At 64.8% G+C, this 25400-nt stretch carries 26 protein-coding genes, 1 tRNA gene and 1 pseudogene; 8 read left to right on the top strand and 20 right to left on the bottom strand.

From position 1 onward, the window contains the following. Positions 1-6: 6 nt before the first annotated feature. Together fabG and KKQ75_RS05490 are read left to right on the top strand one after the other, a co-directional pair. Positions 7-750, top strand: coding sequence for a 3-oxoacyl-ACP reductase FabG (gene fabG / locus KKQ75_RS05495; protein ID WP_213360850.1), 744 nt, complete (start codon positions 7-9; stop codon positions 748-750). Next, positions 747-2060, top strand: coding sequence for a cation:proton antiporter (locus tag KKQ75_RS05490; protein ID WP_213360848.1), 1314 nt, complete (start codon positions 747-749; stop codon positions 2058-2060). Before fabG ends, KKQ75_RS05490 begins: the two co-directional genes overlap by 4 nt. 3 nt (positions 2061-2063) lie before the next feature. Here the strand turns inward: KKQ75_RS05490 and KKQ75_RS05485 are convergent, their stop codons facing one another. Beyond that, positions 2064-2849, bottom strand: a complete 786-nt coding sequence (locus tag KKQ75_RS05485) for a glycosyltransferase family 2 protein (protein ID WP_213360847.1) — start codon at positions 2847-2849, stop codon at positions 2064-2066. Then, positions 2842-3666: a lysophospholipid acyltransferase family protein gene (locus tag KKQ75_RS05480; protein ID WP_213360845.1), complete on the bottom strand. Its 825-nt coding sequence runs from the start codon at positions 3664-3666 to the stop codon at positions 2842-2844. Before KKQ75_RS05480 ends, KKQ75_RS05485 begins: the two co-directional genes overlap by 8 nt. A 179-nt stretch (positions 3667-3845) precedes the next feature. Between KKQ75_RS05480 and nadA the strand changes: the two genes are divergently transcribed. From nadA to sstT, 3 genes are all read left to right on the top strand, one after another. Beyond that, positions 3846-4994 carry a quinolinate synthase NadA gene (nadA, locus tag KKQ75_RS05475; RefSeq protein WP_213360843.1) on the top strand — a complete coding sequence of 383 codons (1149 nt, stop codon included), beginning with the start codon at positions 3846-3848 and terminating at the stop codon, positions 4992-4994. A gap of 28 nt (positions 4995-5022) precedes the next feature. Next, positions 5023-5877, top strand: coding sequence for a carboxylating nicotinate-nucleotide diphosphorylase (nadC, locus tag KKQ75_RS05470; protein ID WP_213360841.1), 855 nt, complete (start codon positions 5023-5025; stop codon positions 5875-5877). A 209-nt stretch (positions 5878-6086) separates the two neighbouring features. Beyond that, positions 6087-7295 (top strand): serine/threonine transporter SstT, encoded by a 1209-nt coding sequence (sstT, locus tag KKQ75_RS05465; RefSeq protein WP_213360840.1) that lies wholly within the window; start codon positions 6087-6089, stop codon positions 7293-7295. A gap of 4 nt (positions 7296-7299) precedes the next feature. On the opposite strand, the gene KKQ75_RS05460 is transcribed toward sstT, so the two are convergent. The 8 genes and pseudogenes from KKQ75_RS05460 to KKQ75_RS05425 form a co-directional block, all read right to left on the bottom strand. Beyond that, the gene (locus KKQ75_RS05460; protein ID WP_250131010.1) at positions 7300-7938 is read right to left on the bottom strand and encodes a LysE family translocator; all 639 of its coding nucleotides are present in this window, start codon (positions 7936-7938) and stop codon (positions 7300-7302) included. Between the two features lie 8 nt (positions 7939-7946). Further along, positions 7947-9635: an L-aspartate oxidase gene (gene nadB / locus KKQ75_RS05455; protein ID WP_213360838.1), complete on the bottom strand. Its 1689-nt coding sequence runs from the start codon at positions 9633-9635 to the stop codon at positions 7947-7949. Positions 9636-9703: 68 nt separating this feature from the next. Continuing rightward, entirely contained in the window at positions 9704-9922 is a 219-nt protein-coding gene (locus KKQ75_RS05450; protein ID WP_213360837.1) for a DNA gyrase inhibitor YacG, read from the bottom strand. Between the two features lie 7 nt (positions 9923-9929). Next, entirely contained in the window at positions 9930-10685 is a 756-nt protein-coding gene (gene zapD, locus KKQ75_RS05445) for a cell division protein ZapD (protein ID WP_213360836.1), read from the bottom strand. Next, entirely contained in the window at positions 10682-11317 is a 636-nt protein-coding gene (gene coaE / locus KKQ75_RS05440) for a dephospho-CoA kinase (RefSeq protein ID WP_213360835.1), read from the bottom strand. The genes zapD and coaE overlap by 4 nt, the downstream gene beginning before the upstream one ends. Before the next feature lie 79 nt (positions 11318-11396). After that, positions 11397-12269, bottom strand: coding sequence for a prepilin peptidase (locus KKQ75_RS05435; RefSeq protein ID WP_213360834.1), 873 nt, complete (start codon positions 12267-12269; stop codon positions 11397-11399). Further along, positions 12269-13492: a type II secretion system F family protein gene (locus tag KKQ75_RS05430; RefSeq protein WP_213360833.1), complete on the bottom strand. Its 1224-nt coding sequence runs from the start codon at positions 13490-13492 to the stop codon at positions 12269-12271. The genes KKQ75_RS05435 and KKQ75_RS05430 overlap by 1 nt, the downstream gene beginning before the upstream one ends. Further along, a pseudogene (locus tag KKQ75_RS05425) lies at positions 13485-14666 on the bottom strand (GspE/PulE family protein); the annotation flags it as partial. The gene KKQ75_RS05430 and the pseudogene KKQ75_RS05425, both read right to left, overlap by 8 nt. Positions 14667-14836: 170 nt before the next feature. Here KKQ75_RS05425 and KKQ75_RS05420 point away from each other — a divergent pair. Together KKQ75_RS05420 and KKQ75_RS05415 are read left to right on the top strand one after the other, a co-directional pair. Further along, entirely contained in the window at positions 14837-15520 is a 684-nt protein-coding gene (locus KKQ75_RS05420; RefSeq protein WP_213360831.1) for a histidine phosphatase family protein, read from the top strand. A gap of 180 nt (positions 15521-15700) precedes the next feature. Beyond that, positions 15701-17194 (top strand): ABC transporter substrate-binding protein, encoded by a 1494-nt coding sequence (locus KKQ75_RS05415; RefSeq protein WP_213360829.1) that lies wholly within the window; start codon positions 15701-15703, stop codon positions 17192-17194. A 100-nt stretch (positions 17195-17294) separates the two neighbouring features. Here KKQ75_RS05415 and KKQ75_RS05410 read toward each other — a convergent pair whose 3' ends face one another. Genes KKQ75_RS05410 through KKQ75_RS05395 form a run of 4 tightly spaced genes read right to left on the bottom strand, consistent with a single transcriptional unit; the run spans position 17295 to position 21011 of the window. Then, positions 17295-18080, bottom strand: coding sequence for an ATP-binding cassette domain-containing protein (locus KKQ75_RS05410; RefSeq protein WP_213360827.1), 786 nt, complete (start codon positions 18078-18080; stop codon positions 17295-17297). Then, entirely contained in the window at positions 18077-19141 is a 1065-nt protein-coding gene (locus tag KKQ75_RS05405; RefSeq protein ID WP_213360825.1) for an ABC transporter ATP-binding protein, read from the bottom strand. The genes KKQ75_RS05410 and KKQ75_RS05405 overlap by 4 nt, the downstream gene beginning before the upstream one ends. Continuing rightward, positions 19141-20019 (bottom strand): ABC transporter permease, encoded by an 879-nt coding sequence (locus KKQ75_RS05400; protein WP_213360823.1) that lies wholly within the window; start codon positions 20017-20019, stop codon positions 19141-19143. Before KKQ75_RS05400 ends, KKQ75_RS05405 begins: the two co-directional genes overlap by 1 nt. Positions 20020-20051: 32 nt before the next feature. After that, positions 20052-21011 (bottom strand): ABC transporter permease, encoded by a 960-nt coding sequence (locus tag KKQ75_RS05395; RefSeq protein ID WP_213360822.1) that lies wholly within the window; start codon positions 21009-21011, stop codon positions 20052-20054. A 113-nt stretch (positions 21012-21124) separates the two neighbouring features. Here KKQ75_RS05395 and KKQ75_RS05390 point away from each other — a divergent pair, with 113 nt between their 5' ends. After that, entirely contained in the window at positions 21125-21391 is a 267-nt protein-coding gene (locus tag KKQ75_RS05390) for a YfhL family 4Fe-4S dicluster ferredoxin (RefSeq protein ID WP_213360821.1), read from the top strand. Between the two features lie 84 nt (positions 21392-21475). Here the strand turns inward: KKQ75_RS05390 and pth are convergent, their stop codons facing one another. From pth to KKQ75_RS05360, 6 genes are all read right to left on the bottom strand, one after another. Next, positions 21476-22048 (bottom strand): aminoacyl-tRNA hydrolase, encoded by a 573-nt coding sequence (pth, locus tag KKQ75_RS05385; RefSeq protein WP_213360820.1) that lies wholly within the window; start codon positions 22046-22048, stop codon positions 21476-21478. A 73-nt stretch (positions 22049-22121) separates the two neighbouring features. Continuing rightward, positions 22122-22733, bottom strand: a complete 612-nt coding sequence (locus tag KKQ75_RS05380; protein ID WP_213360819.1) for a 50S ribosomal protein L25/general stress protein Ctc — start codon at positions 22731-22733, stop codon at positions 22122-22124. A gap of 97 nt (positions 22734-22830) precedes the next feature. Beyond that, positions 22831-23790, bottom strand: coding sequence for a ribose-phosphate pyrophosphokinase (locus tag KKQ75_RS05375; protein ID WP_213360818.1), 960 nt, complete (start codon positions 23788-23790; stop codon positions 22831-22833). Positions 23791-23874: 84 nt separating this feature from the next. Continuing rightward, positions 23875-23951: transfer RNA gene (locus KKQ75_RS05370), tRNA-Gln, on the bottom strand. Between the two features lie 43 nt (positions 23952-23994). Next, on the bottom strand, positions 23995-24861 hold the full coding sequence (gene ispE / locus KKQ75_RS05365; RefSeq protein ID WP_213360816.1) for a 4-(cytidine 5'-diphospho)-2-C-methyl-D-erythritol kinase: 867 nt from the start codon (positions 24859-24861) through the stop codon (positions 23995-23997). Between the two features lie 11 nt (positions 24862-24872). Continuing rightward, entirely contained in the window at positions 24873-25397 is a 525-nt protein-coding gene (locus tag KKQ75_RS05360; RefSeq protein ID WP_213360815.1) for a lipoprotein insertase outer membrane protein LolB, read from the bottom strand. Between the last annotated feature and the right edge of the window lie 3 nt (positions 25398-25400).

The raw sequence follows: 25400 nt of genomic DNA, 5'->3' as shown, positions 1-25400 counted from the left end.
CCCGCAATGTCCTCTTCCTCTTCCCGTCAGCGCCATGCGCTCGTGACCGGCGCCAGCGGCGATCTCGGTTCCGCCATCGCCCGCCGTCTGTCCCAGGCCGGCTGCCATGTCTGGGTGCATGCCAGCAGCCAGCCGGCCCGTGCAGATGCCGTGGTGCAGGCGATCCGCGCGGCAGGCGGCAGTGCCGATCCCGTCGTGTTCGACGTGACCGATGCGGCTGCCGTACAGCAGGCGCTCGCCACCCTGCTGGAGCAGCACCCCATCGACATCCTCGTCAACAACGCCGGCGTGCATGACGACGCCGCCTTCCCCGGCATGACGGCCGCGCAGTGGCAGCGCGTGCTGCAGGTGAATCTGGATGGTTTCTTCCATGTCACACAGCCGCTGACCATGCCCATGGTGCGCCAGCGCTGGGGGCGCATCATCAATATTTCCTCGGTGGCGGCGCTGGCCGGCAACCGTGGGCAGGTGAACTATGCCGCTGCCAAGGGCGGGCTGCAGGCAGCCACCCGCGCGCTGTCGCTGGAACTGGCCAGCCGCAACATCACGGTCAATGCCGTGGCGCCCGGCATCATCGCCGGCAGCATGACCGAAGGCGTGTTCGACGACAAGCTGATCAAGGACATGGTGCCCGCCAAACGCGCCGGCAAGCCGGAAGAGGTGGCTGAACTGGTCGCCTTCCTCGCATCGGACGCAGCTGCCTACATCACCGGCCAGACCATTTCCATCAACGGGGGCCTGTACGCATGAGCGTCGCCAGCGAAGCCCTGTCCGGGGTGCACAAGAGCGAACTGCTGCTGTTCTTCACGCTGCTGCAGCTGTGCGTGATCGTGCTGGCCGGCCGCATTGGTGCCAACCTGGCCTTGCGCTGGGGACAGTCTGCCGCCGTGGGCGAGATCATCATCGGCATTGTTCTCGGCCCGACGCTGTTCGGCTGGCTGTGGCCGGATGCCTTCAATTTCGTGTTCCGCTCCACGCCGGGCGACGCGATGCAGATTCTTTCACAGATAGGGTTAATTCTGCTGATGTTCCAGATCGGGATGGAATTTGAATTCTCCCACCTCGCTGAAAAGGAACATCGGCGCAGCGTGACGCGCATCGCCGTGGCCAGCATGGTGGTGCCGTTCGGCTTCGGCTATGCGCTGGGCTACTGGATGACGCCCATCCTCACGCCACAGGCCAATCCCACGGCAGCGGCTTTGTTCGTGGGCACGGCATTCTCGATCACGGCACTGCCGATCCTGGGGCGCATGCTGATCGAGTTCGACATTGCGCGCAAGCCGCTGGGGGTGATTGCCATCAGCGCGGCCGCCATCAATGACGTGGTGGGCTGGCTGCTGCTGGCGCTGGTGACCATGCTGGCGGTGTCCGGTTTCGATGCCGCGCAATTCGGCTCCACCCTGGCGCTGCTGGTGCTGTACGTGGCAGTGTGCTGGTGGGGCGTGCGGCCCTTGCTGCGCTGGTGTGTGCGCCACCTGGGCGGGGGCGAAGACTGGAGCAACAACCTGCTGGGCGTGATTCTGGTGCTGGTGTTCCTCAGTGCCATCGTGACCTACAAGCTGGGCATTTTTGCCATCTTCGGCGGCTTCATGCTGGGGGTGCTGCTGCACGACCAGCCGCAATTCGTGGAAGCCTGGCGGCGTCACATCGGGCAGTTCGTCAACGTGTTCTTTCTGCCGATTTTTTTCACCTACACCGGGCTGCGCACCGACATCGGCGGGCTGGACAGTCTGGGCCTGTGGGGCTGGTGTGCCATCGTGGTGCTGGCCGCCTGCATCGGCAAGTATCTGCCGTCCTACCTGGCCGCGCGTTCAGCCGGCATGTCGCACGGGGAGTCGCAGATCGTCGGCGTGATGATGAACACGCGCGCACTGATGGAGCTGATCGTGATCAACATCGGCTACGACCTGGGCGTGATCTCGAAGAACGTGTTCACCATGCTGGTCATCATGGCGATCGTGAGCACGGTGATCACCACGCCGGTGTTGCGGCATTACCTGCCGAAGCTGGGCTACCGGCAGGTGAAGACCCATGTGCCGGAGGAAGTGACGGCGGACTAGCGCTCAACGCGCCAGCTTGCGCCAGATCAGCAGCGGCAGCCGCAGCACAAACCCCAGGAACAGCCGCGTGTGCATCCAGGTGAGCAGGGTGTTGTCGCGCAAATACTTGAAGTGCGACACGCCGCCTTCGCTGGCCTGGAAGTAGCGCACCGGTGCATCGATATTCAGCGCAGGCACGCCGCTCCACGACAGGCGCACCACCGCCTCCGGGTCGAAATCGAAGCGGCGCATCCAGCGCTGCCGCTGCATGATGCGTGCCAGCGGGGCAATCGGATAGACGCGAAAGCCGTATAGCGAGTCGCCGATGCCGTTCCACAGCGTTTCCAGGTTGGCCCAGAAATTGGACACCTTGCGCCCGTTCACGCGCAGGCGCGGCGCGCCGGCATCGAACACCGGCTTGCCCAGCACCATGGCCTCCGGCTGTTGCTGCGACTGCTGCATGAATGCCGGAATCAGGTGCGCAGGGTGCTGGCCGTCCGAATCCATGGTCAGCGCATGGGTGAAGCCTTCCTGGGCCGCGCGGCGCAGGCCGTGCAGCACGGCAGAGCCCTTGCCGCTGTTCTGCGGCAGCACCAGCACCTTCAGCCCGCTGTCCTCGTCCGCCATGCGCTGCAGCAGGGCGGCGCTGCCATCGGTGCTGCCATCCACCACCACCCAGACCGGATTCCACTGCGCACGCGCGCCCAGCACGGTTTCGCGCACTTTCGGCCCGGGGTTGTAGCTCGGGATCAGCACCAGATGGGTGCGTGAAGGCAGGGGCGCGCCGGCAGCGCTCGGGGTATCAGACATGGCTGGAACTGGAAGGGGCTGCGAAATGTTCGCGCATGTCCTGCTCGAACTGGCGGGCGATGTCGGCCGCCACCTGCTCGCCCGGCGCCTCGATGCGCTGGCCCAGCCGCATAGTGACGACCAGCGGCAGCACCGGCGGCTTGAACAGCGGCCAGCCCTTGCCCAGGTACGGCGTGCTCATCTCGATGAATACCTGCTGCATGGGCGCAGGCGCGCGCTGCGCCATGATGGCGCTGGCCGGGCTGCAGGGGTTGATCGGCCACTGCGAGGTGCGCGTGCCTTCGGGAAAGATCACCAGATGCGCATCGCGCCGCAACTCGTCGCAGGCCTGGCGGACCATCTGCATTGGCGAGGCGTTGCTGACGTAATGCGCCAGCCGCGTGGCGGCGCCGAACAGGATGTTCTGCTGCAACGAGGCCTTCATCACGCACACCGTATTGGGCAGCTGCGACATGAACAGGATGGCGTCGAGCAGGGAAGGGTGGTTGGCCACGACGACCAGCGCGCGCTCCTGCCGCAGCTGTTGCAGCGCGCTCAGGTCCAGCCGCACAAAGCAGAGGCTGCGCAGGATCCAGGTGTAGAGGCGTGTGCCGGCAAAGATCGCGCCGCGGCCGATGCGGCGACGCAGCGTGCCCGGCAGCGGCAACAGGCCCACCAGCATGGCAAACGGATACCAGGTGAGGCAGATCGCCGCCAGCGAGACGAGGCCGATCACCATGGCCACCGGCGCATACAGGCGCAGCAGGGGATTTCCGGCACTGGCAGGGGCTGAAGCGGAGCGGTGCGGGGGATGGTCGGGCTGCTGCGGCGCGGACATGCAAGAAGGAGGAAAAAATCCGTGCAAGTGATCACGGAACAGTGCTGCGAGGCATTGTAATGCGTCCTTTCGACCAAACCTGTTCTCTTCCGGCACAGGCTTTCTGCGTCACAATAGCGCACCACGCACGTTGCCGGAGCAACTGTTGCCGGAACACATCGAGAGACCAGAGACAAGCCATGACCGCTTCCACGCCCATTCCCATCAGCAAGGAGTTTGACTACCCGTTGCAGAACGCAGAAGGCGTCACATGCACCGCCCACGCCTGGGCCAAGGTGCCGCCGCAGCTGAACAAGGCCGAGCGCGATGCGCTGATGCAGAAAAGCGCCGAGCTGCTGAAGGCGCGCAATGCCGTGCTGGTGGCGCACTACTACGTGGATGGCGATTTGCAGGATCTGGCGCTGGCCACGGGCGGCTGTGTATCCGATTCGCTCGAAATGGCGCGCTTCGGCCGCGACCATGAGGCACAGACGCTGGTCGTGGCCGGCGTGCGCTTCATGGGCGAGAGTGCCAAGATCCTGAGCCCGGAAAAAACCGTGCTGATGCCAGATCTGGACGCGACCTGTTCGCTCGATCTGGGCTGCCCGATCGACGAATTCAGCGCCTTCTGTGATGCCCACCCGGATCGCAAGGTGGTGGTTTATGCCAACACCAGCGCGGCGGTGAAGGCGCGTGCCGACTGGATGGTGACCAGCTCCTGTGCGCTCGCCATCGTCAACCACCTGAAGGACAAGGGCGAGAAAATCCTGTGGGCGCCCGATCGCCATTTGGGCAAGTACATCCAGCAGCAGACCGGCGCGGACATGCTGATGTGGCAGGGTGCCTGCATCGTGCACGACGAATTCAAGGGCCTGGAGCTGGATCTGCTGCGCAAGCAGTATCCGGGCGCCAAAATCCTGGTACATCCCGAATCGCCCACCAGCGTGGTGCAGCAGGCTGACGTGGTTGGTTCCACCTCGCAGCTGCTCAAGGCCGTGATCGACGGTGCCGAGGGCGAAACCTTCATCGTTGCCACCGACAACGGCATCATGCACCGCATGCGCCAGCTGGCACCCGGCAAGACGCTGATCGAGGCGCCTACCGCCGGCAACAGCGCTACCTGCAAGAGCTGCGCGCACTGCCCCTGGATGGCCATGAACGCGCTGCAGGGCGTGGTCGATTGCCTGGAGCAGGGCAGCGGCGAGGTATTTGTCGACCCCGAGGTGGGCCGCAAGGCAGCGGGCTGCATTACGCGCATGCTGGATTTTGTCAAGGAGCACCCTGAGGCGCTGGTCGTCAAGGACGGCGGACGTCTGGCGGGCATGACGCCCGGCATCGGCGCCGCCTGATTTTCTACCTGATCTGCTGTAGCCCATCATGTTTGAATTCAACGAATCCCTCGACGAAGCCCGCATCCGCAATATCCGCGATGCCCTCACGGAAGACATCGGTGTCTGCGACTGGACCGGCCAGCTGGTTCCGGTTCCCAAGCCGGTGACAGCTCGCGTGCTGGTGCGGGAAGAGGCCGTGCTGTGCGGCCGTGCCTGGTTCGAGGGCTGCATGCGCGGGGTCGATCCGGACCTGACGCTGGAGTGGCACTACGAGGAAGGCGACCGGATGGCCGCCAACACCGATGTCTGCCACATCCGCGGCGAGGCGCGTTCCATCTTTACCGCCGAGCGCGCGGCGCTCAACTTCCTGCAACTGCTCAGTGGTACCGCGACGCTCACGCGCCGCTATGTGGATGCGATTGCCGGCGTGTCGGAGAAGGGCTGTGCCGTGCTGGACACGCGCAAGACCATTCCCGGCCTGCGCCAGGCGCAGAAATACGCCGTGCGTGTCGGTGGCGGCCAGAACCAGCGTATGGCGCTGTGGCATGGCATCCTGATCAAGGAGAACCACATCGCCGCCGCTGGAGGCATTCCGCAGGTGCTGGACAACGCCCGCGCGCTCGATGCCGGCGTGGAGATCCAGATCGAGGTCGAAAACCTCGACCAGCTGCAGCAGGCGCTGGAGGCCGGTGCCACCAGTGTGCTGCTGGACAACTTCACCCTGCAGGCCATGCGCGACGCCGTGGCGCTGACGGCCGGCCGCGCTCTGCTGGAAGCCTCGGGTGGCGTGCAGCTGGATACCATGCGCGAGATCGCCGCGACCGGTGTTGACCGCATTTCCATCGGCAAGCTGACCAAGGACGTGGTGGCCACCGATTACTCTCTGCGTATCGTCGGCTGACGGCAGGAGCGCCCTGCAACGTTTAGGCGTTTTCCCTGAGTGGTGGCGTGCGAGCCACAGCCGCCTGTGCCGGCTGCAAGAAAATTTGTCAGTTTCGTTAAAGGTTTCCCCTAAAATTGCCGCTTCTCCGGTCAGGCCCCCATCCGGCCCGGCTGGCATAACGACCGATGGCGTCCCGTGATCCGGCCGCCATCCAGGGAGGCTTTCTGATGATGGATTCGATCAAGCATTTCATCCGGCATGGTTCGCTGGTGACGCAAATTTTCATGGGCCTGATGGTGGGCATTGCGCTCGCCATCCTGTGGCCCGATGCAGCCCGGGCCACGATTCTGTTCGGCACGCTGTTCGTGGGGGCGCTCAAGGCTGTGGCACCGCTGCTGGTATTTGTGCTGGTGATGTCCTCCATCGCCAACCATGAAAAAGGCGTGCAGACCAATATGCGCACCGTGCTGGTCCTGTATGCAGTCGGCACCTTTGCCGCCGCCCTGGTCGCGGCCGGCGGCAGCTTCCTGTTCCCGATGGAGCTGACCTTCAAGCCTGTCACCGAAGAGCTCTCGCCCCCGGGCAACGTGATCCAGGTGTTGAAGAACCTGGTGCTGAGCATGGTCGACAACCCGTTCAAGGCCCTGATGAATGCCAACTACATCGGTGTGCTGACCTGGGCCATCGTGCTCGGCCTGGGCCTGCGCCATGCCGATCGCGCCACGCACAGAATCCTGGTCGACGTCTCCGATGCCGTCTCTTGGGTGGTGCGTCTGGTGATCCGCTTCGCGCCGTTCGGCGTGATGGGTCTGGTGGCCGACTCCGTGCTGACTTCCGGCTGGGATGTGCTGGTGCATTATCTGACCCTGCTGGGGCTGCTGATCGGCTGCATGCTGGTGGTGGCGCTGGTGGTGAACCCCATCATCGTTGCCGTCATGACGCGCCGCAATCCCTTCCCGCTGGTCTTCACGTGCCTGCGCGAGAGCGGCGTGACGGCCTTCTTCACGCGCAGCTCGGCGGCCAACATTCCGGTAAACATGGAGCTGGCCAAGCGTCTGGGCCTGAACCGCGACACCTACGCCATTTCGCTGCCGCTGGGCGCCACCATCAACATGGCCGGAGCGGCAGTTACCATCAACGTGCTGACACTGGCAGCCGTGCATACCCTGGGCATCCCGGTGGATTTCGGCACCACGTTGCTGCTGTGCGTGGTGGCGTCCATCGCTGCCTGCGGTGTCTCCGGTGTGGCGGGCGGCTCGTTGCTGCTGATCCCGATGGCGTGCAGCCTGTTCGGCATTCCCAACGACATTTCCATGCAGGTCGTTGGTGTCGGCTTCGTGATCGGCGTGCTGCAGGATGCGTTTGAGACGGCGCTGAACTCCTCGACCGACGTGCTGTTCACGGCCGCTGCCGATCCGGTGATGCGCGCCCGCTGAGCGCCTAGCGCTGCGACACCAGCAGCTTGAGTGCCAACCCGGCAAACACCACGCTGGCGCTCCGATTGAGCCAGGTCTGCGCGCTGGCGGAGCGTTGCAGCTTGCGCCCGATGCTCCCGGCCAGCAGGGCCAGCGTGGAAAAGGTCAGTCCGGCCGCGAGGATGAAGATCAATCCCAGCAGAAAGGTCTGAACGGCCACGCTGCCACGCGCGGGATTGCTGAACTGCGGCAGGAAGGCCAGGAAGAACAGAATCACCTTGGGGTTGGTCAGGTTCATGATGACACCGCGCAGCCAGGCCTGCATCGGTGTCATGTCCGGCACCGACGGGCCGCCGCTATCGTCCACCACGCTGGCTGGCGCGTTCCAGGCACCCCAGGCTAGATACAGCAGATAGGCGGCGCCGAGCAGCTTGAGCACCGTAAACGCCGTGGCCGAGGCGGCGAACAAGGCGGCCACGCCCCAGGCCACCGCCAGCGTATGCACGATCAGCCCGCTGCACAGCCCCAGCACCACCCACAGCCCCGCACGCACGCCGCGCAGGGCCGAGAGGGTGATCACGAACAGATTGTCCGGGCCGGGCGAAAGTGCCAGCAGGACGGCGATGCCGAAGAACCCTATGGCGACGTCAGGAGACAGCAGCATGTCCATGCTCAACGCAGCTTCTTGGCCTTCTTGCCGCCGCGCTTGTTCACGTTCTTGAACAGGATGGTCGGGAAGCTGGCCGGCAGCAGATCAGGATAGTCGCGCACATAGTGCAGCCCGCGGCTTTCGTGGCGGCTCATGGCGCTGCGCACGATCAGGTCGGCGCAGTCGACCAGGTTGCGCAGTTCCAGCAGGTCGCGATTGACCTTGAAGTTGGCGTAATAGTCGTCGATCTCGGCTTTCAGCATGTTGATGCGATGTTGTGCACGCTCCAGACGGCGCGTGGTGCGCATGATGCCCACATAGTTCCACATCACCAGGCGCAACTCGTCCCAGTTGTGGGCGATGACCACCTGTTCATCGGCATCCTCCACCTGACTCTCATCCCATTCGGGAAGCTTCGGCTGGCTGGGAATGGCCTTCTGCATGATCATTTCGGCGCAACTCTTGCCCAGCACCACGCATTCGAGCAGCGAGTTGCTGGCCAGACGGTTGGCGCCGTGCAGGCCGGTGTAGGTGGTCTCGCCCACGGCATAAAGGCCGTGCAGATCGCTCTGGCCGTTCAGGTCGGTGACCACGCCGCCGCAGGTATAGTGTGCGGCCGGCACGACCGGGATCGGATCCTTGGCAATATCGATGCCCAGCTCCATGCAGCGCTGGTAGATGGTGGGGAAGTGTTCCTTCAGGAAAGCCTCGCCCAGATGGGTGGCATCCAGCAGCACATGGTCCAGGCCGTGCTTCTTGATCTCGAAGTCGATGGCGCGGGCCACGATGTCGCGCGGTGCCAGCTCGGCGCGCGGGTCGTGCGCCGGCATGAAGCGCTCGGTGTGGATGTTGCCATCCGCATCCTTGAGCGGCAGCTTGAGCAGGCCGCCTTCGCCGCGCAGTGCCTCGGTGATCAGGAAATTGCGCTCCAGCGGGTGATACAGGCAGGTCGGGTGGAACTGGATGAACTCCATGTTGCCGATGCGGCAACCGGCGCGCCAGGCCATGGCGATGCCGTCGCCGGTGGAGGTTTCCGGGTTGGTGGTGTAGCGGTAGACCTTCCCCACGCCGCCGCTGGCCAGCACCACGGCACGCCCGGGAATCGTCAGCACCTTGCCTTCGTCGATGTTGAGCACATACACGCCGTAGCAGTTCTTGATCGGGTGCTGGCCGGCATCGCCCAGGTGCTTGTCCGTAATCACGTCGATCGCCATCCAGCGCTCGTGCAGAGTGATGTTGGGGTGCTTGCGCACGGCATCGAGCAGCGCTTCGTGGATGGCCTTGCCGGTGGCATCGGCCGCGTGGGCGATGCGGCGCACGGTGTGGCCGCCTTCACGCGTCAGGTGCAGACCGAGCGGGCCGCTCGGGTCGTGGGTGAACGGAACGCCTTGCTGTACCAGCCATTCAATGGCCTCGGCACTGTTTTCGGCAATGAAGCGGGCCGTGTCTTCATCCACGATGCCGGCGCCGGCTTCCTGGGTGTCGTGCACATGGCTTTCGATGCTGTCATCGGCGCCGAGTACGCCGACGATACCGCCCTGGGCGCGCGTGGTGGCGGATTCCTCCACCTTGCGCTTGGCAATCATGATGACGGGAACGCTGGGCGCCAGATGCAGGGCCACGGCCAGGCCCGCAAGCCCGGCGCCCACGATGACGACGGGGAGGGCAGATTGATCGCCGGTGGAGGAGATGGAAATTTCAGGGGAGGACATGGGGCAAATCAGGAAAGCGGACAGTGGCCGCACTCCTTGCGGGAGCCATGGCCGCCTGTCCGGAAAACTCAGGAATCAGGCGGCTCGTAGCCTTCCTCTTCGGTGCCGGGCTTTTGCTCCATGCGGTAGCTTTCGCTGGCCCAGGCACCCAGGTCGATTTTCTTGCACCGTTCGCTGCAGAACGGGCGGTAGGGGTTGGAAGGCGCATAGACGCTGTCGCCGCCGCATTGCGGGCAGACGACGATCTTGGCCGGCGCGACTTCCTGGGGTGGGGTCGATGCAGCCATGGCGACTTCAGGCGCAGAGGGTGAGCTGGAAATCGATGTCGGCCGGATGCAGGGCCAGATGGCCTTCGGCATCCTCGCGCATCATGCGCACGGCCACCATCAGGTGGTTGGCGCTGATCTCGGGCACGACGCGGCGGTTCGGGTCGATGCTCAGGCGCAGCAGCTGGAAGTTGCGGTTCTGCGGCAGGTTCTGCTGGAACTGGCCGTTCGATGCGCTGACCTTCTGCGTATGGCCGCTGTTGCGCAGCAGCGAGAGCAGCATGCGCACGCTGTCTTCCACCGCCTTGAAGGCGCCGATCCAGCCCTTGAGCGCGTACTGGCGCTGGCTCTCGGGCAGATGCAGCCAGGCGTGGTAGGCCGGCAGGTCGAATTCGCAGGTGCCGCCGGGAATCGCCGCGCGGCTGCGGATGGTCATCAGCCAGTCGTTGTCGGTGAGCGGCTGGCCGATCTTGCCGGTCATCTGCTCCAGCCGCTGGAAGCAGTCTTCCGCGGTGCGGATCATCTGGTTCAGCATGGATTCTTCCACCGCCGGATTGCCGCGGTAGCCGGCCAGGTGCTGCTTCTGGCGATCCAGATCGCGCATGATCTCGCCTTTCAGGTCGGAGCGGCTGGAGACTTCCAGCAACTCGAACAGCGTGATCAGGGCAAAGTGGTGGTCGATGGCCGTGGTGCGGGCGGCGAGTTCGTTGAACCGGTCGAGCAGGCGCTCCATCCGCAGATAGGTGCGAATGCGTTCATTGAAGGGGTATTCGAACAAGATCACGCGGCGTTTCCTTTGGGGCCAATGATAAGGTGGAAATGGCGCGCCAGGGCCTGCACCTGTGCGCGCAAACGCTCCAGCGTGATGTTGCTGCCGTTCTGCACCACGGCATCGGCGATGGCGTGGCGCTGCTGCCGCGTGGCCTGGCTGGCGATGATGCCTTCCACCGCCTCGCGCGCGAGCTGGTTGCGGCGCATCACGCGGGCGATCTGCGTGTCGGTGTCGCAATCGACCACGATCACCTGCTGCAGGCGCTTGCGCCAGTGGCTGGATTCGGTAAGCAGCGGGATGTCATAGAGCACCACGCGCGCCTGCTGGTGGATGGCTTGCGCCGCGCTGTCCTGGATCTGCTGCAGCACCAGCGGGTGCACGATGGCCTCGAGCTGGCGCTTGGCATCGGGCTGGGCAAACACCAGTTCACGCATGGCGTTGCGGTCCAGCGCGCCGTCGGGCTGGATGAAGCGGTCGCCAAAGGTCTGGCGTATGGGCGTAATGGCGGCGCCTCCCGCGGCGGTGGTGGCGCGCGAAATGGCGTCGGCGTCGATAAGGAACGCCCCATGGTGCTGGAACAGCTCGGCCACCGTGCTCTTGCCGCTGCCGATGCCACCGGTCAGGCCGATATGCCAGGTGTGCATGTGTCGTGTCTCCCGCGTCTGCGGATGGTTCTTGTGCGGGCCGTCCTGCTGCGGGCGGCGCATGCTGCAAATATAACTGCTAGCGGGCCTGTGCCAGCAATTGCAGCAGCCAGTTGCTGCCCATAATCCATCCGAGTGCGCCGCCCAAGGCCAGAAAGGGGCCAAACGGCAGCTGTCCCTGTTCGCCCAAGCGACCGTAGAATTTCAGCATCAGACCGACGACGAGGCCGCTGACCGAGGCCACCAGCAACACGGGAAGCAGGGCAGGCCAGCCCAGCCAGGCGCCGATGGCTGCATACAGCTTGAAATCGCCGTGGCCCATGCCTTCCCTGCCGGTGAGGTGCAGGAAGATCTCGTACACAAGACGCAAGCTGGCATAGCCGATGGCGGCTCCCCAGACGGCTTGCGGCAAGGGGGTGCCCGTGAGCCCTGTTGCTGCGGCCAGCAGGCCGGCCCAGAGCAGGGGAAGGGTCAGGCTGTCGGGCAGGTAAGTGGTGGCCCAATCGATCAGTGCCAGGCTGAGCAGGATGGCGCCAAAGAAGAACCAGGCCAGCGCCGGCCATGTCAGGCCGTAGCGCCACGCGCAGTAAGCCGCCAGTGCGGCAGAGGACAGTTCCACCAGCGGATAGCGGGGCGAAATCCTTGCCTGGCAATGCGCACAGCGACCGCGCAGCCACAGGTAGCCGAGCAGGGGGATGTTCTCGAACCAGCGCAGCGGGGTGTTGCAGGCAGGGCAGTGCGAGGCGGGCAGCCAGAGGTCGAAGCGCTGTGCAGTCTGGTGAGTTGCACGATGCCCTGGCACATCCTGCTGTGCAAGCAGCCATGCGGCATGATCCGCCTCCCAGGCCACTTCCAGCATGCGCGGCAGGCGGTGGATCAGCACATTGAGGAAGCTGCCGACGATCAGTCCCAGCAGGACTGCCAGCAGCCATTGGGGCCAGCCCAGCGGCATCACAGCGCCTGCCCCAGGCTGAATACCGGCAGGTACATCGCCAATATCACGCCGCCCACCAGCAGGCCCAGCACCACCATCAAGACCGGTTCCAGCAAACTGGAAAGACCACGCAGGCCTTCGTCGAGTTCGCTGCCTTCGTAATCGGCCACCTTGGCCAGCATGGTGTCCAGTGCGCCTGATTCCTCGCCGACAGCCGCCATCTGCACCACCAGAAGGGCAAACAGCTGCTGTTCCTCCAGCGCCTGCGAAAAGCTGCGCCCGCCGAGCAGCGCTTGGCGGATACGCAAACTGGCCTGTGCAAACACCAGGTTGCCCGAAGCGCCGGCAACGGCAGGCAGTGCCTCGGCCAGCGGAATGCCGGCAGCAAACAGCGTGGCGAGCGTGCGCGCCCAGCGCGCAGTCACGGCCTTGCGCGCCAGGGGGCCAAGCAGCGGGAGATGCAGCAGCAGACGATCCATGGTGTGCTGCATTGTGGCATGGCGGCGCAGCCCTGCACGAAACGCGAGCACGCTGCCAGCCAAAGCCAGCAGCAGCCAGCCACCCTGCGCCTGCACCCAGCGGCTGGCCTCGATCACCAGCAGGGTGGGCCAGGGCAAGGCGGCGCCGAGCGAGGCAAAGGTCTGTTCGAAGGAGGGAATCACCCACAGCATCAGCGCAGTGACGACAGCGATGGCGACCAGCAGCACGGTGAACGGGTAGAGCAGGGCAGATCGCACTCGGGCACGCAGGGCACAAGCCTGTTCCAGATCCTGGGCCAGGCGTGCCAGCACGGCATCCAGCGTTCCGGAGAGCTCGCCGGCCTCCACCAGGCTGCAGTACAGCGCATCGAAATGGCGTGGGTGCTGGCGCAGCACGCGGTGCAGCGGCTGACCATGTTCCACGCCCTCGCGCACGGTCTGCAGCACACCGGCGAGGGCGGGCGGGCTGCTGCGGCCGGCCAGATCAAGACATTGCAGCAGGGGCACACCGGCACGGTGCATGGTGGCCAGCTGGCGCGTGAAGCGGGCCAGCTCTGCAGCGCTGCTCCGCTGCCTGGCCCAGAATGGCGCGGGACGGATGCGGATCTGCTGCATGCCCTGCCGCAGCAGCCGGGTACGCAGTTCGGCGGGGGAGGCGGCCTGCCAGAGGCCGCGCTGGCGCTGTCCACGCCGGTCTAGCGCCTGCCAGCGGAAGTTGCGCAAGGCAGGCGCAGCATGAAGGGAAACAGCCAGCTTATCCATGTGTGGCAGTGAGCACTTCGGCCAGCGAGGTTGCGCCCTGCAGAACCTTGTCCAGCCCGGCCTGACGCAGCGAACGCAGTCCTTCGGCGCGTGCCTGCGTCTCCAGGGCAGTCAGCGGGGCATCGGCCAGCATCAGGGTGCGCAGCGCATCGCTCACCGGCATCACCTGGAAAATGCCGGTGCGCCCGCGGTAGCCATTGCTGCACGCCGGGCAGCCCACCGGGCGATAAGCCAGGCGGGGCCCGTCAACCGCCTCCGGTGCAAATCCCGCCGCCAGCATCTGTTCCGGTGACAGCTGCACCGGTTTACGGCATTGCTCGCAAAGGCGCCGTACCAGCCGCTGCGCGCTGACCAGGCTCAGGCTGGCAGCCAGATGGTAGGCCGCCACGCCCATGTGCCGCAGCCGGGTCATGGCGGAGGGGGCATCGTTGGTATGCAGCGTGGATAGCACCAGATGCCCTGTCTGCGCCGCCTTCAGCGCGATATCGGCCGTTTCCAGGTCGCGGATTTCCCCTACCATCAGCACGTCGGGGTCCTGTCGCAGAAAGGCGCGCAGGGCGCTGGCATAGCCCAGCCCGGCTTTCTCGTGCACATTGACCTGGTTGATGCCGGGCAGCGGGATCTCGCAGGGATCCTCCACGCTGGCGATGTTCACGCCGGGCTGGTTGAGCCGTTGCAGGCAAGCGTACAGCGAGAGTGTCTTGCCCGAGCCGGTGGGGCCGGTCACCAGCACCATGCCGTGCGGGCGTGCAATCGCTTCTTCCATCAGGGCCTGGTCGTGCGCCGGATAGCCAAGTTCCTCCAGGGTCAGGCCGACATGCGCGGCATCGAGCACCCGGATCACCACTTTCTCGCCGAACAGTGTCGGCAGCGTGCTCACGCGCAGGTCGACCATGCGCTCCGGTCCCAGGCGGAACTTGATGCGCCCGTCCTGCGGCAAGCGGCGCTCGGAAATGTCGAGCCGGGCCAGTACCTTGATGCGCGCGGCCAGCCGCTCGCGCAGCGCCAGCGGCGGCGCCATGCGTTCCTGCAGTACGCCATCGATGCGGAAACGCACGCGGTAGCGGTCCTCGTAAGGCTCGAAATGCAGGTCGGAACTGCGCAGGGCAATGGCCTGTTCGAGCAAGTCGTGCAGCAGCGTGACGACCGAGGCTTCGTCGGAGTCGGAAGCGGCTGCAGGCACGATGGACGGTCCCGGGGCGCTGCGATGGGGAAACAGGGGCTGGGCTTGCATGATACCCAATAAATATACTATAAAAGTAGTAATATTTTAACAAAAACAACCATCCACACCGTCACAAAACCCTGACAAATCTTTGTCATCGCCTCCCGTAGAATCAAGGCATGCTTGAAGTGATCCTGATCCGTCACGGTGAAACCGATGCCAACCGTTCCTTGCGCTTCCAAGGGCATGCGGATATCCCGCTCAATGCCACCGGCCTGCTGCAATCCGGCCGGCTGGCACAGGCTTTTCGCAACAACGGCATCCTGCACCGGGTGGCCGCCAGTTACAGCAGCGACCTGCAACGCGCCGTGCAGACTGCCCAGACTTCGCTGCAGCAGACGCCGCATGCCGCTCCCATGCTGCAACCGGCCCTGCGCGAGCAGAGCTTCGGCGTGCTGGAAGGGCTGACTTTCGAAGAGGCCAGGGCAGCCTATCCCGATGACGTGGAAAGCTGGATGCAATTCAGCGCCGACTACGCGCTGCCGTCCGGCGAAAGCACCCGCCAGTTTCACGAGCGCGTGATGGGCGCCCTCAACGACATTGCCTTGGCGCATCACCAGAAAGCCCCCGAAAACAGCTGCGTGCTGGTGTTCTCGCACGGCGGCGTGGTGGATATGGCCTGGCGCCACCTGACCGGACAGACGCTGTCCGGCCCGCGCACCTGCGAGATTCCCAACGTGGGGCTCAACCACATGCGCTGGGATGGCCGGCGTTTCCATCTGCACGACTGGGCCGATGCCCGCCATGTGGCCGATCTGCCGGAGCAGCCGCGCTACGACCAGCGCAAATTGCGGGGGCGTTGAAGCCCTGCCACACCAGGCATTCACCGCAACGGGGCACCGGGCCTGTGGATCGTGCAATAAGTCACATCGCCCCCGCAATCCGCATTTCGGGCTTCCCGGGCGGCATAGCAGTGGTATAAAACCCTCAAACGCTGCAGTGCAGCATGCATGCCCGCATGGCGGGCCATTGGGAGAATCGGAATGGATCGTCGATCAGTACTGCTTTCGGGTCTTGCCTGGACGGTGGGCGCGGGTGCGCTCAGCCTGCAGGCGGGCTGTGCCAAGGAGCGCAAGAGCGACCTGACGTTGGGCATGGTGCTTGAGCCGCCGGGGCTGGATCCCACGGCCGGCGCGGCCTCGGCCATTTCCGAGATCACGCTCTACAACATCTTCGAAACGCTCACCAAGATCCAGCCCGACGGTTCGGTGCAGCCCTTGCTGGCGGAAAAGTGGGAGTCGGCCGACCAGAAGACCTGGACCTTCCATCTGCGCAAGGATGCGAGGTTCCACAACGGCGAGCCCTTCAATGCCGAAACCGTCAAGTTCTCCTTCGAGCGCGCAGCCGGTGAGAAGAGCACCAACAAGGACAAGCGCCTGTTTGCCAGCTTCAGCGGCATCAGCACGCCCGACGCATACACCGTGGTGCTGCAGGGCACCGAGCCCAATCCGGATCTGCCTTTCCTGCTGGGGCAGGGCACGGCCATCATCGTCGAACCCAAGAGCGTGGCCAGCAACGCCACGGCTCCGGTGGGCACCGGCCCGTACCTGCTGGACCAGTGGCGCAAGGGCGCATCGCTGTCGCTGAAGAAATGGCCCGAATACCGTGCGGCCGACAAGATTGCCATCCAGGCCGCAACCTTCCGCTTCATCTCCGACACCGCGGCGCAGGCTGCGGCGCTGCTGTCCGGCGACGTGGATCTGTTCTCGCGCGTGCAGGTGGCGCGCAGCCTGGACCAGTTCAAGACCGACAAGCGCTTCCAGGTACTGGTGGGTGCCTCGCGTGCCAAGACCATCCTGGCCATTAACAACGCGCGCAAGCCCCTGGACGATGTGCGCGTGCGCCGCGCCATTTCCGCGGCCATCGACCGCAAGGGCGTGATCGACGGTGCGGCAGACGGCTTTGGCGTGCCGATCGGCAGCTACTATGTGCCGGGCGCGCTGGGCTACGTGGACACCACCGGCGTCAACCCCTACGATCCCGAAAAGGCCAGGCTGCTGCTGCAGGAAGCTGGCGTGAAGGACCTCAAAATCACCATCAAGCTGCCCCCGCCGCCCTACGCGCGCCAGGGCGGCGAGGTGATCGCTGCCATGCTGGCCAAGGTCGGCATCACGGCCAGGCTCGAAAACATCGAGTGGGCCCAGTGGCTGAGCAACGTCTATGGCCAGAAGGACTACGACATGACCATCATCAGCCATGTCGAACCTTTCGATTTCGGCAACTTCGCCAAGCCGGACTACTACTGGAACTACCAGTCCGAGGCCTTCAACGCGCTGTTTGCCAGCATCAACCAGACGGCCGATCCCGAGCAGCGCGCGCGCCAGCTCGCCGAGGCGCAGCGCCTCGTGGCGTCGGATGCCGTCAGCGCCTACCTGTACCAGCCGCAGTGGATCACCGTGGGCAGCAGCAAGCTCAAGGGCGTGTGGAAGGACATGCCGGTGTTTGTCAACGACCTGTCGGCGCTGTCGTGGGGCTGATGGCTTGCCGGAGCGCCCGCCTGTAGCGGTGACGCTTTTTGACATTGCGTGAACAGGCGCCCACTTCTTGTGGGTGCCTCTCCGTTTCCGAAACCCGGCCTTACAGCAGTGGTGCGGCGGCCAGCAACTGGCGCGTATAGGGATGCTGCGGTTCGGCAAACAACTGCTCGGTCGGCGCATATTCCACCACCTTGCCCTGATACAGCACCGCGATCTGGTCGCACACATGGTGTACCACGGCCAGATCGTGGCTGATCAGCATGAAGCTGATGCCGTGTTCGGTCTGCAGCCGCCGGATCAGGTTCAGCACCTGCGCCTGCACCGACACATCCAGCGCGCTCACCGGCTCGTCCGCCACGATCAGCTTGGGACTGCTGATCAGCGCGCGTGCGATGGCGATACGCTGGCGTTGGCCGCCCGAAAACTCGTGCGGATACTTGTCCAGGTCGGCTTCCTGCAGGCCCACGGCATGCAGGGCGTCGATGGCCTGGGCGCGCAGCGCCTCGGTTCCTGCGCCGTAGGTGTGCAGCGGCTCGGTCACGATGCGCTCGATATCCTGGCGCGGATCGAGCGAGGCATAGGGATCCTGGAACACCATCTGGAAATCCCGTCGGGCCTGTTGCAGCTCACGCGGCGGCAGCGCATGCACCTTGCGCCCGAGAATCTCCACCGTGCCGCTGGTCGGCTGGTCCAGCGCCATCACCAGCCGGGCCAGCGTGCTCTTGCCGCTGCCCGATTCGCCCACGATGCCAAGGCTCTGGCCGGCCTGCAGGCTGAGCGTCACGCCATCCAGCGCCCGCGTGATGCGCGGCGGCACGAACAGGCTCTGCCGGCGCTGCCGGTAGTGGCGCTTGAGATCGGTAACCTGGAGCAGCGGAGTCGTCATGGCGTGAGCTGCATGTGATAACAACGCGCCAGATGAGGGACAGACGGTGTCTGGCGCCCTGTGTCTACCGCTATGGCCGCCTGCGCTGACAATATCTCTGGTGTGCCGCCGTGTATTGCTTGCGGGGTTGCATGGACGGGTACCGCGAACAGCGGCGGCTCCTGCCCACGGCAATCGTCCTGCACGAAGCTGCAGCGGCCGGCGAAGCGGCATCCGGGCGGTGGCGTGAACATGTCCGGCACGCGACCCGGAATGGTCTGCAAGGGCGCACCGCGTGGCGCACCAATGCGCGGGCGTGCCGCCAGCAGCGCACGGGTATAGGGGTGCGCCATGCGCGCAAAGACTTCGCTCGTGCTGCCCGATTCGGCCACGGCACCTGCGTACAGCACCATCATGCGCTGCACATTGCGCGCAATCACGGCCAGGTCATGGCTGATCAGGATCAGCGCCATGCCGCGTTCGGCCACCAGGTCGCGCAACAGGTTCAGGATCTGCGCCTGCACTGTCACGTCCAGCGCCGTGGTTGGCTCGTCGGCGATCAGCACATCCGGGTCACAGGCCAGCGCGGCCGCGATCATGATGCGCTGGCGCTGTCCGCCGGAAAACTGGTGCGGATAGTCGTTCAGCCGCTCACGTGCATCGGGAATGCCGACCCGGTCCAGCAGTTCGACCGCATGGGCCAACGCTGCCCGCCGGTCCATGGCGCGGTGCTGGCGCAGCGGCTCGGCCACCTGGTCGCCGATGCGCTGCAGTGGATCCAGTGCCGTCATGGGCTCTTGGAACACCATCCCCAAATCATCGCCACGCAGGGCGCACAATGTCTTTTCGCTGGCTCCTACCAGCTCCTGCCCATTGAACACGATGCTGCCTTCTGCCCAGGCGTTGCGCGGCAGCAGGCCCATCAGGGCCAGCATGGCCAGCGTCTTGCCGCTGCCCGATTCGCCGATCACGCCCAGGGTTTCGCCGCGCTCCAGCGTGAAGCGCATGTTGCGCACGGCGGCTGCCACACCCCGATGGGTGCGCACCATCACGTTCAGGTCGCGGACTTCCAGCAATGCCATCAGCGGCCTCCCTCGCTGATCTTGGGGTCGAGCAGGTCACGCAGGGCGTCGCCCAGGAAGTTCAGCCCCAGCACCGCCAGCGCAATCGCCACCCCCGGATACACCGCCAGCATGGGATGGCTGAACATCAGCGTCTGTGCATCGGCCAGCATGCGGCCCCAGCTCGGTTGCGGCGGCTGCGTGCCCAGGCCCAGGTAGGACAGCGCGGCCTCGGCCAGGATGGCAATGGCAAACTGGATGCTGGCCTGCACGATCAGGATGGCCAGGATGTTGGGCAGGATGTGCTCCCAGGTAATGCGCCAGCGGTTCTTGCCGCAGGCGCGCGCCGCCAGCACGAACTCGCGCGTCCACAACGCATTGGCGCCGGCGCGCGTCACCCGGATGAAGGTCGGGATGTTGAAGATGCCAATGGCGATCATGGCGTTGACCATGCCCGGTCCCCATACGGCGGCCAGCATGATGGCGGTGAGGATGGCCGGAAATGCGAAGGTGACGTCGGTCATGCGCAGGATCAGTTCTTCGACCCAGCCACGCCGCGCGGCGGCCAGCAGGCCCAGAGCCGTGCCGATGACCAGACCGATACCCACGGCAATCACCCCCACGAAGATCGAGCTGCGCGCGCCTACCAGCAGCTGCGACACCACGTCGCGCCCCATCACGTCTGTGCCAAGCCAGTGACTGGCGCTGGGCGGCAGCAGCTTGCGTTCCAGGTGCATCTCCAGCGGCGGCCAAGGGGTCCAGACGTAGGAGAGCAGGGCGGCCAACACCAGCAGCAGCGTCAGCCCGCCACCGATCCACAGGCCCGGATGGCGCCAGGCACGGGCACGCAGGCGGTTCACGCGCGGTGCACTGGTCACGGTGGTCGCGGCGGGTGTCATGGCATGGGAGCCGGAAACCTTGGCTGGCGTGTTCACTGGCTGCTCCCCCCCCGGTGGCGCAGGCGCGGATCAATCGCCGCATACAGCACATCCACCACGAAGTTCACCACGATCACCATCGCGGCCAGCAGCATCACGCAGTTGCGCACCACCACCAGATCCCGGTTGGCAATGCTCTGGAAAATCAGCCGCCCGAGCCCAGGCAGGAAAAACACGTTCTCCACCACGATGGTGCCCGCCAGCAGGTTGGCAAACTGCAGCCCCATCACCGTCAGCACCGGAATCATGGCGTTGCGCAGCACATGGCGCCACAGTGTCGCGCGCTCGCTCAGGCCGCGCGCGCGTGCCGTGCGCACGAAATCCTCCTGCATCACCTCCAGCACCGACGAGCGCGTGATGCGCGCCAGAATCGCTGTCTGCACCACCGCCAGCGCAATCGCCGGCAGCAACAGGCTCTGCAAGCCGCTCCAGAAGCCTGCGCGCCAGCCATCGAAGCCGCCGGCGCTGAACCACTGCAGCTGCACCGAAAACACCAGGATCAGCACGATCGCAAACCAGAAATTGGGCACCGCCATGCCGATCTGGCTGATTCCCATCACCGCGATATCGGCCGGCTTGTTGTGGCGAGAAGCCGCATAGATGCCGATCACCAGTGCCAGCACGCTGGTGATGAGCATGGCAAACACGGCCAGCGGGATGGTGAGTGCGAGCCGCTCGGCAATCAGCGGCCAGACCGGGCTGCTGTAGGCATGGCTGATGCCCATGTCGCCCTGCAGCAGGCCGCCGGCCCAGGCCAGGTAGCGCGTATGCACTGGCAGATGCAGCCCCAGCTGGCGCGAGAGCTCGGCCACGGCTTCGGGGCTGGCGTCCGGCCCCAGCATCACCTGGGCGGCATTGCCGGGCAGCACTTCCAGCACGCCAAACACCACCACCGATGTGAACAGCAGGGTCAGCAGCAGGCTGAGCAGGCGTTTGGCAAGATACAGACCCATGAGGCAGAAGTGGATACGGACAGCAAATGGCGGCAAGGCGCCGCCGCACTTGCGATAATAGCGGCGTTTTGTCCTTCGACCGAGGGACCCCCTGAAAGGAAGGACTGGCTACTGTGGCACTGATCATCACCGACGACTGCATCAACTGCGATGTATGCGAACCCGAGTGCCCGAACGAAGCCATCTATCTGGGCGAGCACATCTACGAGATCAATCCGGACAAGTGCACCGAATGCGTCGGCCACTTCGATGAGCCGCAGTGCGTGCAACTGTGCCCGGTGGCCTGCATCCCGGTCGACCCGCAGCATGTGGAAAGCCGCGAGCAGCTCATGCAGAAATACGAGCGCCTGCAGCAGGAAACCCTGAAGAGCCGCGGCTGATTTCGGCCGGGCGACTCCCGGCGTACAGGGCGCCGCTCGCCTGACGCAGGCAGGCGCCACGCCATCGGTGCGCGGCAGCCGTCGTCAAGGCGCCGTATGGATGTCCTTGGTCGCCTTCACCATGTCGCCCGCCAGCAGGTCGGGCAGGGCGCGCAGGCTGTGGTCGATGGCCTGCTCGATGGCAATGCGGTGATCGAGCGAGGGCTTCTTCAGCACCCAGTTCACCACTTCGGACTTCACGCCAGGATGGCCGATGCCCAGGCGCAGGCGCCAGTAGTCCGGCGTACCCAGTTGCGCATGGATGTCGCGCAGCCCGTTATGGCCGGCATGCCCGCCGCCTTTTTTCAGCTTGACCTGGCCGGGCTCCAGGTCCAGTTCGTCATGCACCACCAGGATGTTCTCGGACGGAATCTTGAAGAAGCGCGCCAGCGCACCCACAGCCTGGCCTGAACGGTTCATGAAGGTCTGCGGCAGCATCACCCACACCGGATGGCCGGCGACGTTGGTGCGGCCCACCTGGGCGAAATAGCTGCGCTCCTGGTTGAGCGTGATGCCCAGCTTGCGCGCTGCTGCTTCGGCCCACCAGAAACCGGCATTGTGGCGGGTGGCTTCGTATTCCGGGCCCGGGTTGCCCAGGCCGACGATCAATTGAATCATGGCGAGATAGTGTAAGTGCAGGGCATGAAAAAGCCCACCGAAGTGGGCTTCTTGCTGACGATGCAGGCCGGAATTACTCGGCTGCGGGCTCTTCGCCTTCGGCAGCTTCTTCGTCGGCACCGGGGCCTTTCGGGGCCACAACGCTGGCCAGCACCGGGTCTTCTTCGCCGTGGGCGATGGCTTCCACGCCCTTGGGCAGCTGGATCTGGCTCAGCTTGACCACGTCGCCCTTGACGACCTTGGTCAGGTCCACTTCGATGAACTCGGGCAGGTCGGCCGGCAGGCAGCTGACTTCCAGTTCGGTCACGATGTAGGCGACCATGCACTGCTCCAGCTTGACGGCCGGGGAGTCGTTTTCACCCAGGAAGTGCAGCGGCACCTTGAACTGCAGTTTTTCGGTAGCGGACACGCGCTGGAAATCCACGTGCAGCACTTGCTGCTTGTAGGGGTGGTACTGCACGTCTCGCAGCACGACCTGGCTGGTCTTGCCGGCAACTTCCAGATCCAGGATGGAAGAGTGGAATGCTTCCTTCTTCAGGGCGTGCCACAGGGCGTTGTGATCCAGCTCGATCAGCTGGGGTTCGGCGGTGCCACCGTAGATGATACCGGGGGCCTTGCCAGCATTGCGCAGGCGGCGGCTCGCACCCGTACCTTGCTTGGCGCGCTCAAAAGCGACGACTTTCATGGGTTTTCTCCATTGGGGGTACCACCGCGACCAGTGTGTACCCAGGTTGTAAAAGTGCACCGGATATCCGGTGCACCCGATTGGTTCCGGAGTGGAATTACTCCGAGAACATGCTCATGACCGACTCGCCGTGGGCAATGCGCGTGATCGTCTCGGCGATCAGCGGAGCCACGGAGAGCTGGCGAATGCGTTTGCACTGCTGCGCCTGCGGCGACAGCGGAATGGTGTTGGTCACGACGACCTCGTCCAGCGCCGTGCCCTGGACGATACGTTCGATGGCGGGGCCGCTGAACACGGGGTGCGTGCAATAGGCGTATACGCTCTTGGCGCCACGCTCCTTGAGCACCTCGGCAGCCTTCACGAGTGTGCCGGCGGTGTCGATCATGTCGTCCATCACCACGCAGTTGCGACCGTCGATGTCACCGATGATGTTCATCACTTCGCTGACGTTGGCCTTGGGACGGCGCTTGTCGATGATGGCCAGATCGCAGCCCAGCTGCTTGGCCAGGGCGCGTGCGCGCACCACGCCGCCCACGTCGGGCGAGACCACGATCAGGTCTTCGTAGTTCTTCTGGCGCAGGTCGCTCAGCAGCACCGGGGAGGCGTAGATGTTGTCCACCGGAATGTCGAAGAAGCCCTGGATCTGGTCGGCGTGCAGGTCCATGGTGAGTACGCGGTGCACGCCCACGGTCTGCAGCAGGTTGGCCACGACCTTGGCGGAAATCGGCACGCGGGTGGAACGCGGGCGGCGATCCTGGCGGGCGTAGCCGTAGTAGGGAATGACTGCCGTGATGCGCTCGGCCGATGCACGCTTGAGCGCGTCGACCATGATGAGCAGTTCCATCAGGTTTTCGTTGGTGGGGGCGCAGGTGGGCTGGACGATGAATACGTCGCGGGCGCGCACGTTCTGCTTGATCTCGACGGTGACTTCGCCATCGGAGAAGCGGCCGACCTGAACCTCACCCAGGGAGGTGCCGAGCGATTTGACGATTTCTTCCGCCAGACTGGGGTTGGCGTTACCGGTGAAGACGAGGAAATCGGAATCGAAGTTTTGCATGTCAGCTTCCGGCAATACAAAAGGCCATCAACAGTGGAAACACGATGATGGCCGATTTACTTTGGGTGATGAGAACAAGGTGTGTGGCAGGGGAGGAAGGATTCGAACCCTCGCATGCCGGAATCAAAATCCGGTGCCTTAACCGACTTGGCTACTCCCCTACACACGCCAGCTGCTGCAAGCAACCAGCGTTTGTGCGTTTCGTTAAGCTCTCCATTGTAGCAGAGGATGGAGGCTCAAATTGCTGCAGACTCTGATTTTCCAGTTTTTTTCTGGGGCCGACTGTTGCAATTTGTCGGCATCAAACCCTGCGGGCAATTGTGCAAACACTGCACTGCCTGAACCGGTCATGCGTGCCTGCAGTCCTTGCTGATCGAGCCAGGCGATGGCCTGGGTGATCGGCGGGCAAAGCCTTTCGGCGACCGGTTGCAGGTCGTTGTGTCCGTAATGAAACGGGTCAGCGTCTGCAACGAAAGCCGAGAGTGTAGCAGGTTTTGTGTCGCGTTTCAGGTCGGGTGAAGAAAAAATGGGTCCGGTCGGCACGCCCTGGTCAGGCTTGGCCACGATCCACCGGGAAGCAGGCAGTTCCACCGGCTGCAGCTTCTCGCCGATGCCCTCGGCCCAGGCGTTGCGCCCGAACAGGAAGAAGGGCACATCTGCGCCCAGCTCCACGCCGATGGCGGCCAGCTGTTCGGGCGAGAGCTGGAGGTTCCAGAGGCGATTCAGCGCCATCAGGCAGGTGGCGGCGTCGGATGAGCCGCCGCCCATGCCCGCTTCGGCGGGAATCTGCTTGCGCAGGTGGATATGGGCGCCCAGCGTGCAGCCCGTGGCCTGCTGCAGCTTGCGCGCGGCGCGCACGCAGAGGTCTTCGGCCGGCAGCGGTAGTTCGCTTTCTTCGGTGCGGGTGATGGTGCCGCCGGCTTGCAGCGTGAAGTCGAGCGAGTCCTGCCAGTCGATCAGCATGAAGACCGACTGCAGCAGGTGGTAGCCGTTGTCCTGCCGGCCCACCACGTGCAGGAACAGGTTGAGCTTGGCAGGAGCGGGGAGCTTGTGAAAGGCGGTTTCGGCCATGGAACGCCCTGTCAGGCCGGGTTCTGGTCCAGCACGACCTGCAGGCGCGCCGTGGGCAGCGGTTGCAGGCGGCGCGCGCTGATGCGGCCTTCGGGCTGGCGGCTCAGGTCGGGTTGCCAGCCGGGCACGCTGGTGTTGCGGCCGGCGAGCCAGTCGAACAGGGCGGGCACCGGCACGTTGGCACCGGTCAAGTCGATGATCAGGTCATCGAGCGAGGGATATTCGCGTGCCATCTTGCCCTGTTGGGCGATGGCCTCGGTGGGTGACCAGCGCACCTGGGCGACGGTGCTGCCCAGCGGGCTGTAGAGGTCCAGCGTGCCTTGGCGCGGTGTGCCCTTGAGCAGGAAGCTGGCGAAGAAGGACTGCGGCGGCTCCTGGTCCACCGTGAGCGACAGGCGGCCGCTCCAGGTGGAGGCAGCAACATCGGGCGTGGCAGGGCGGGGCGGCGTGGCGCAGCCGGCCAGCGTGGCGCCGATCAGCGAAACAGTCAGCAGGCTGGCAGCCTGGCGGCGGTTGAGGCCTGGGAAATCGTTCATGGG

Source organism: Brachymonas denitrificans (assembly GCF_907163135.1).
Classification (GTDB): Bacteria; Pseudomonadota; Gammaproteobacteria; order Burkholderiales; family Burkholderiaceae_C; genus Brachymonas; species Brachymonas denitrificans_A.
Note: the sequence above shows the minus strand (reverse complement) of the source record. Positions and strands in the feature narration are given on the sequence as shown.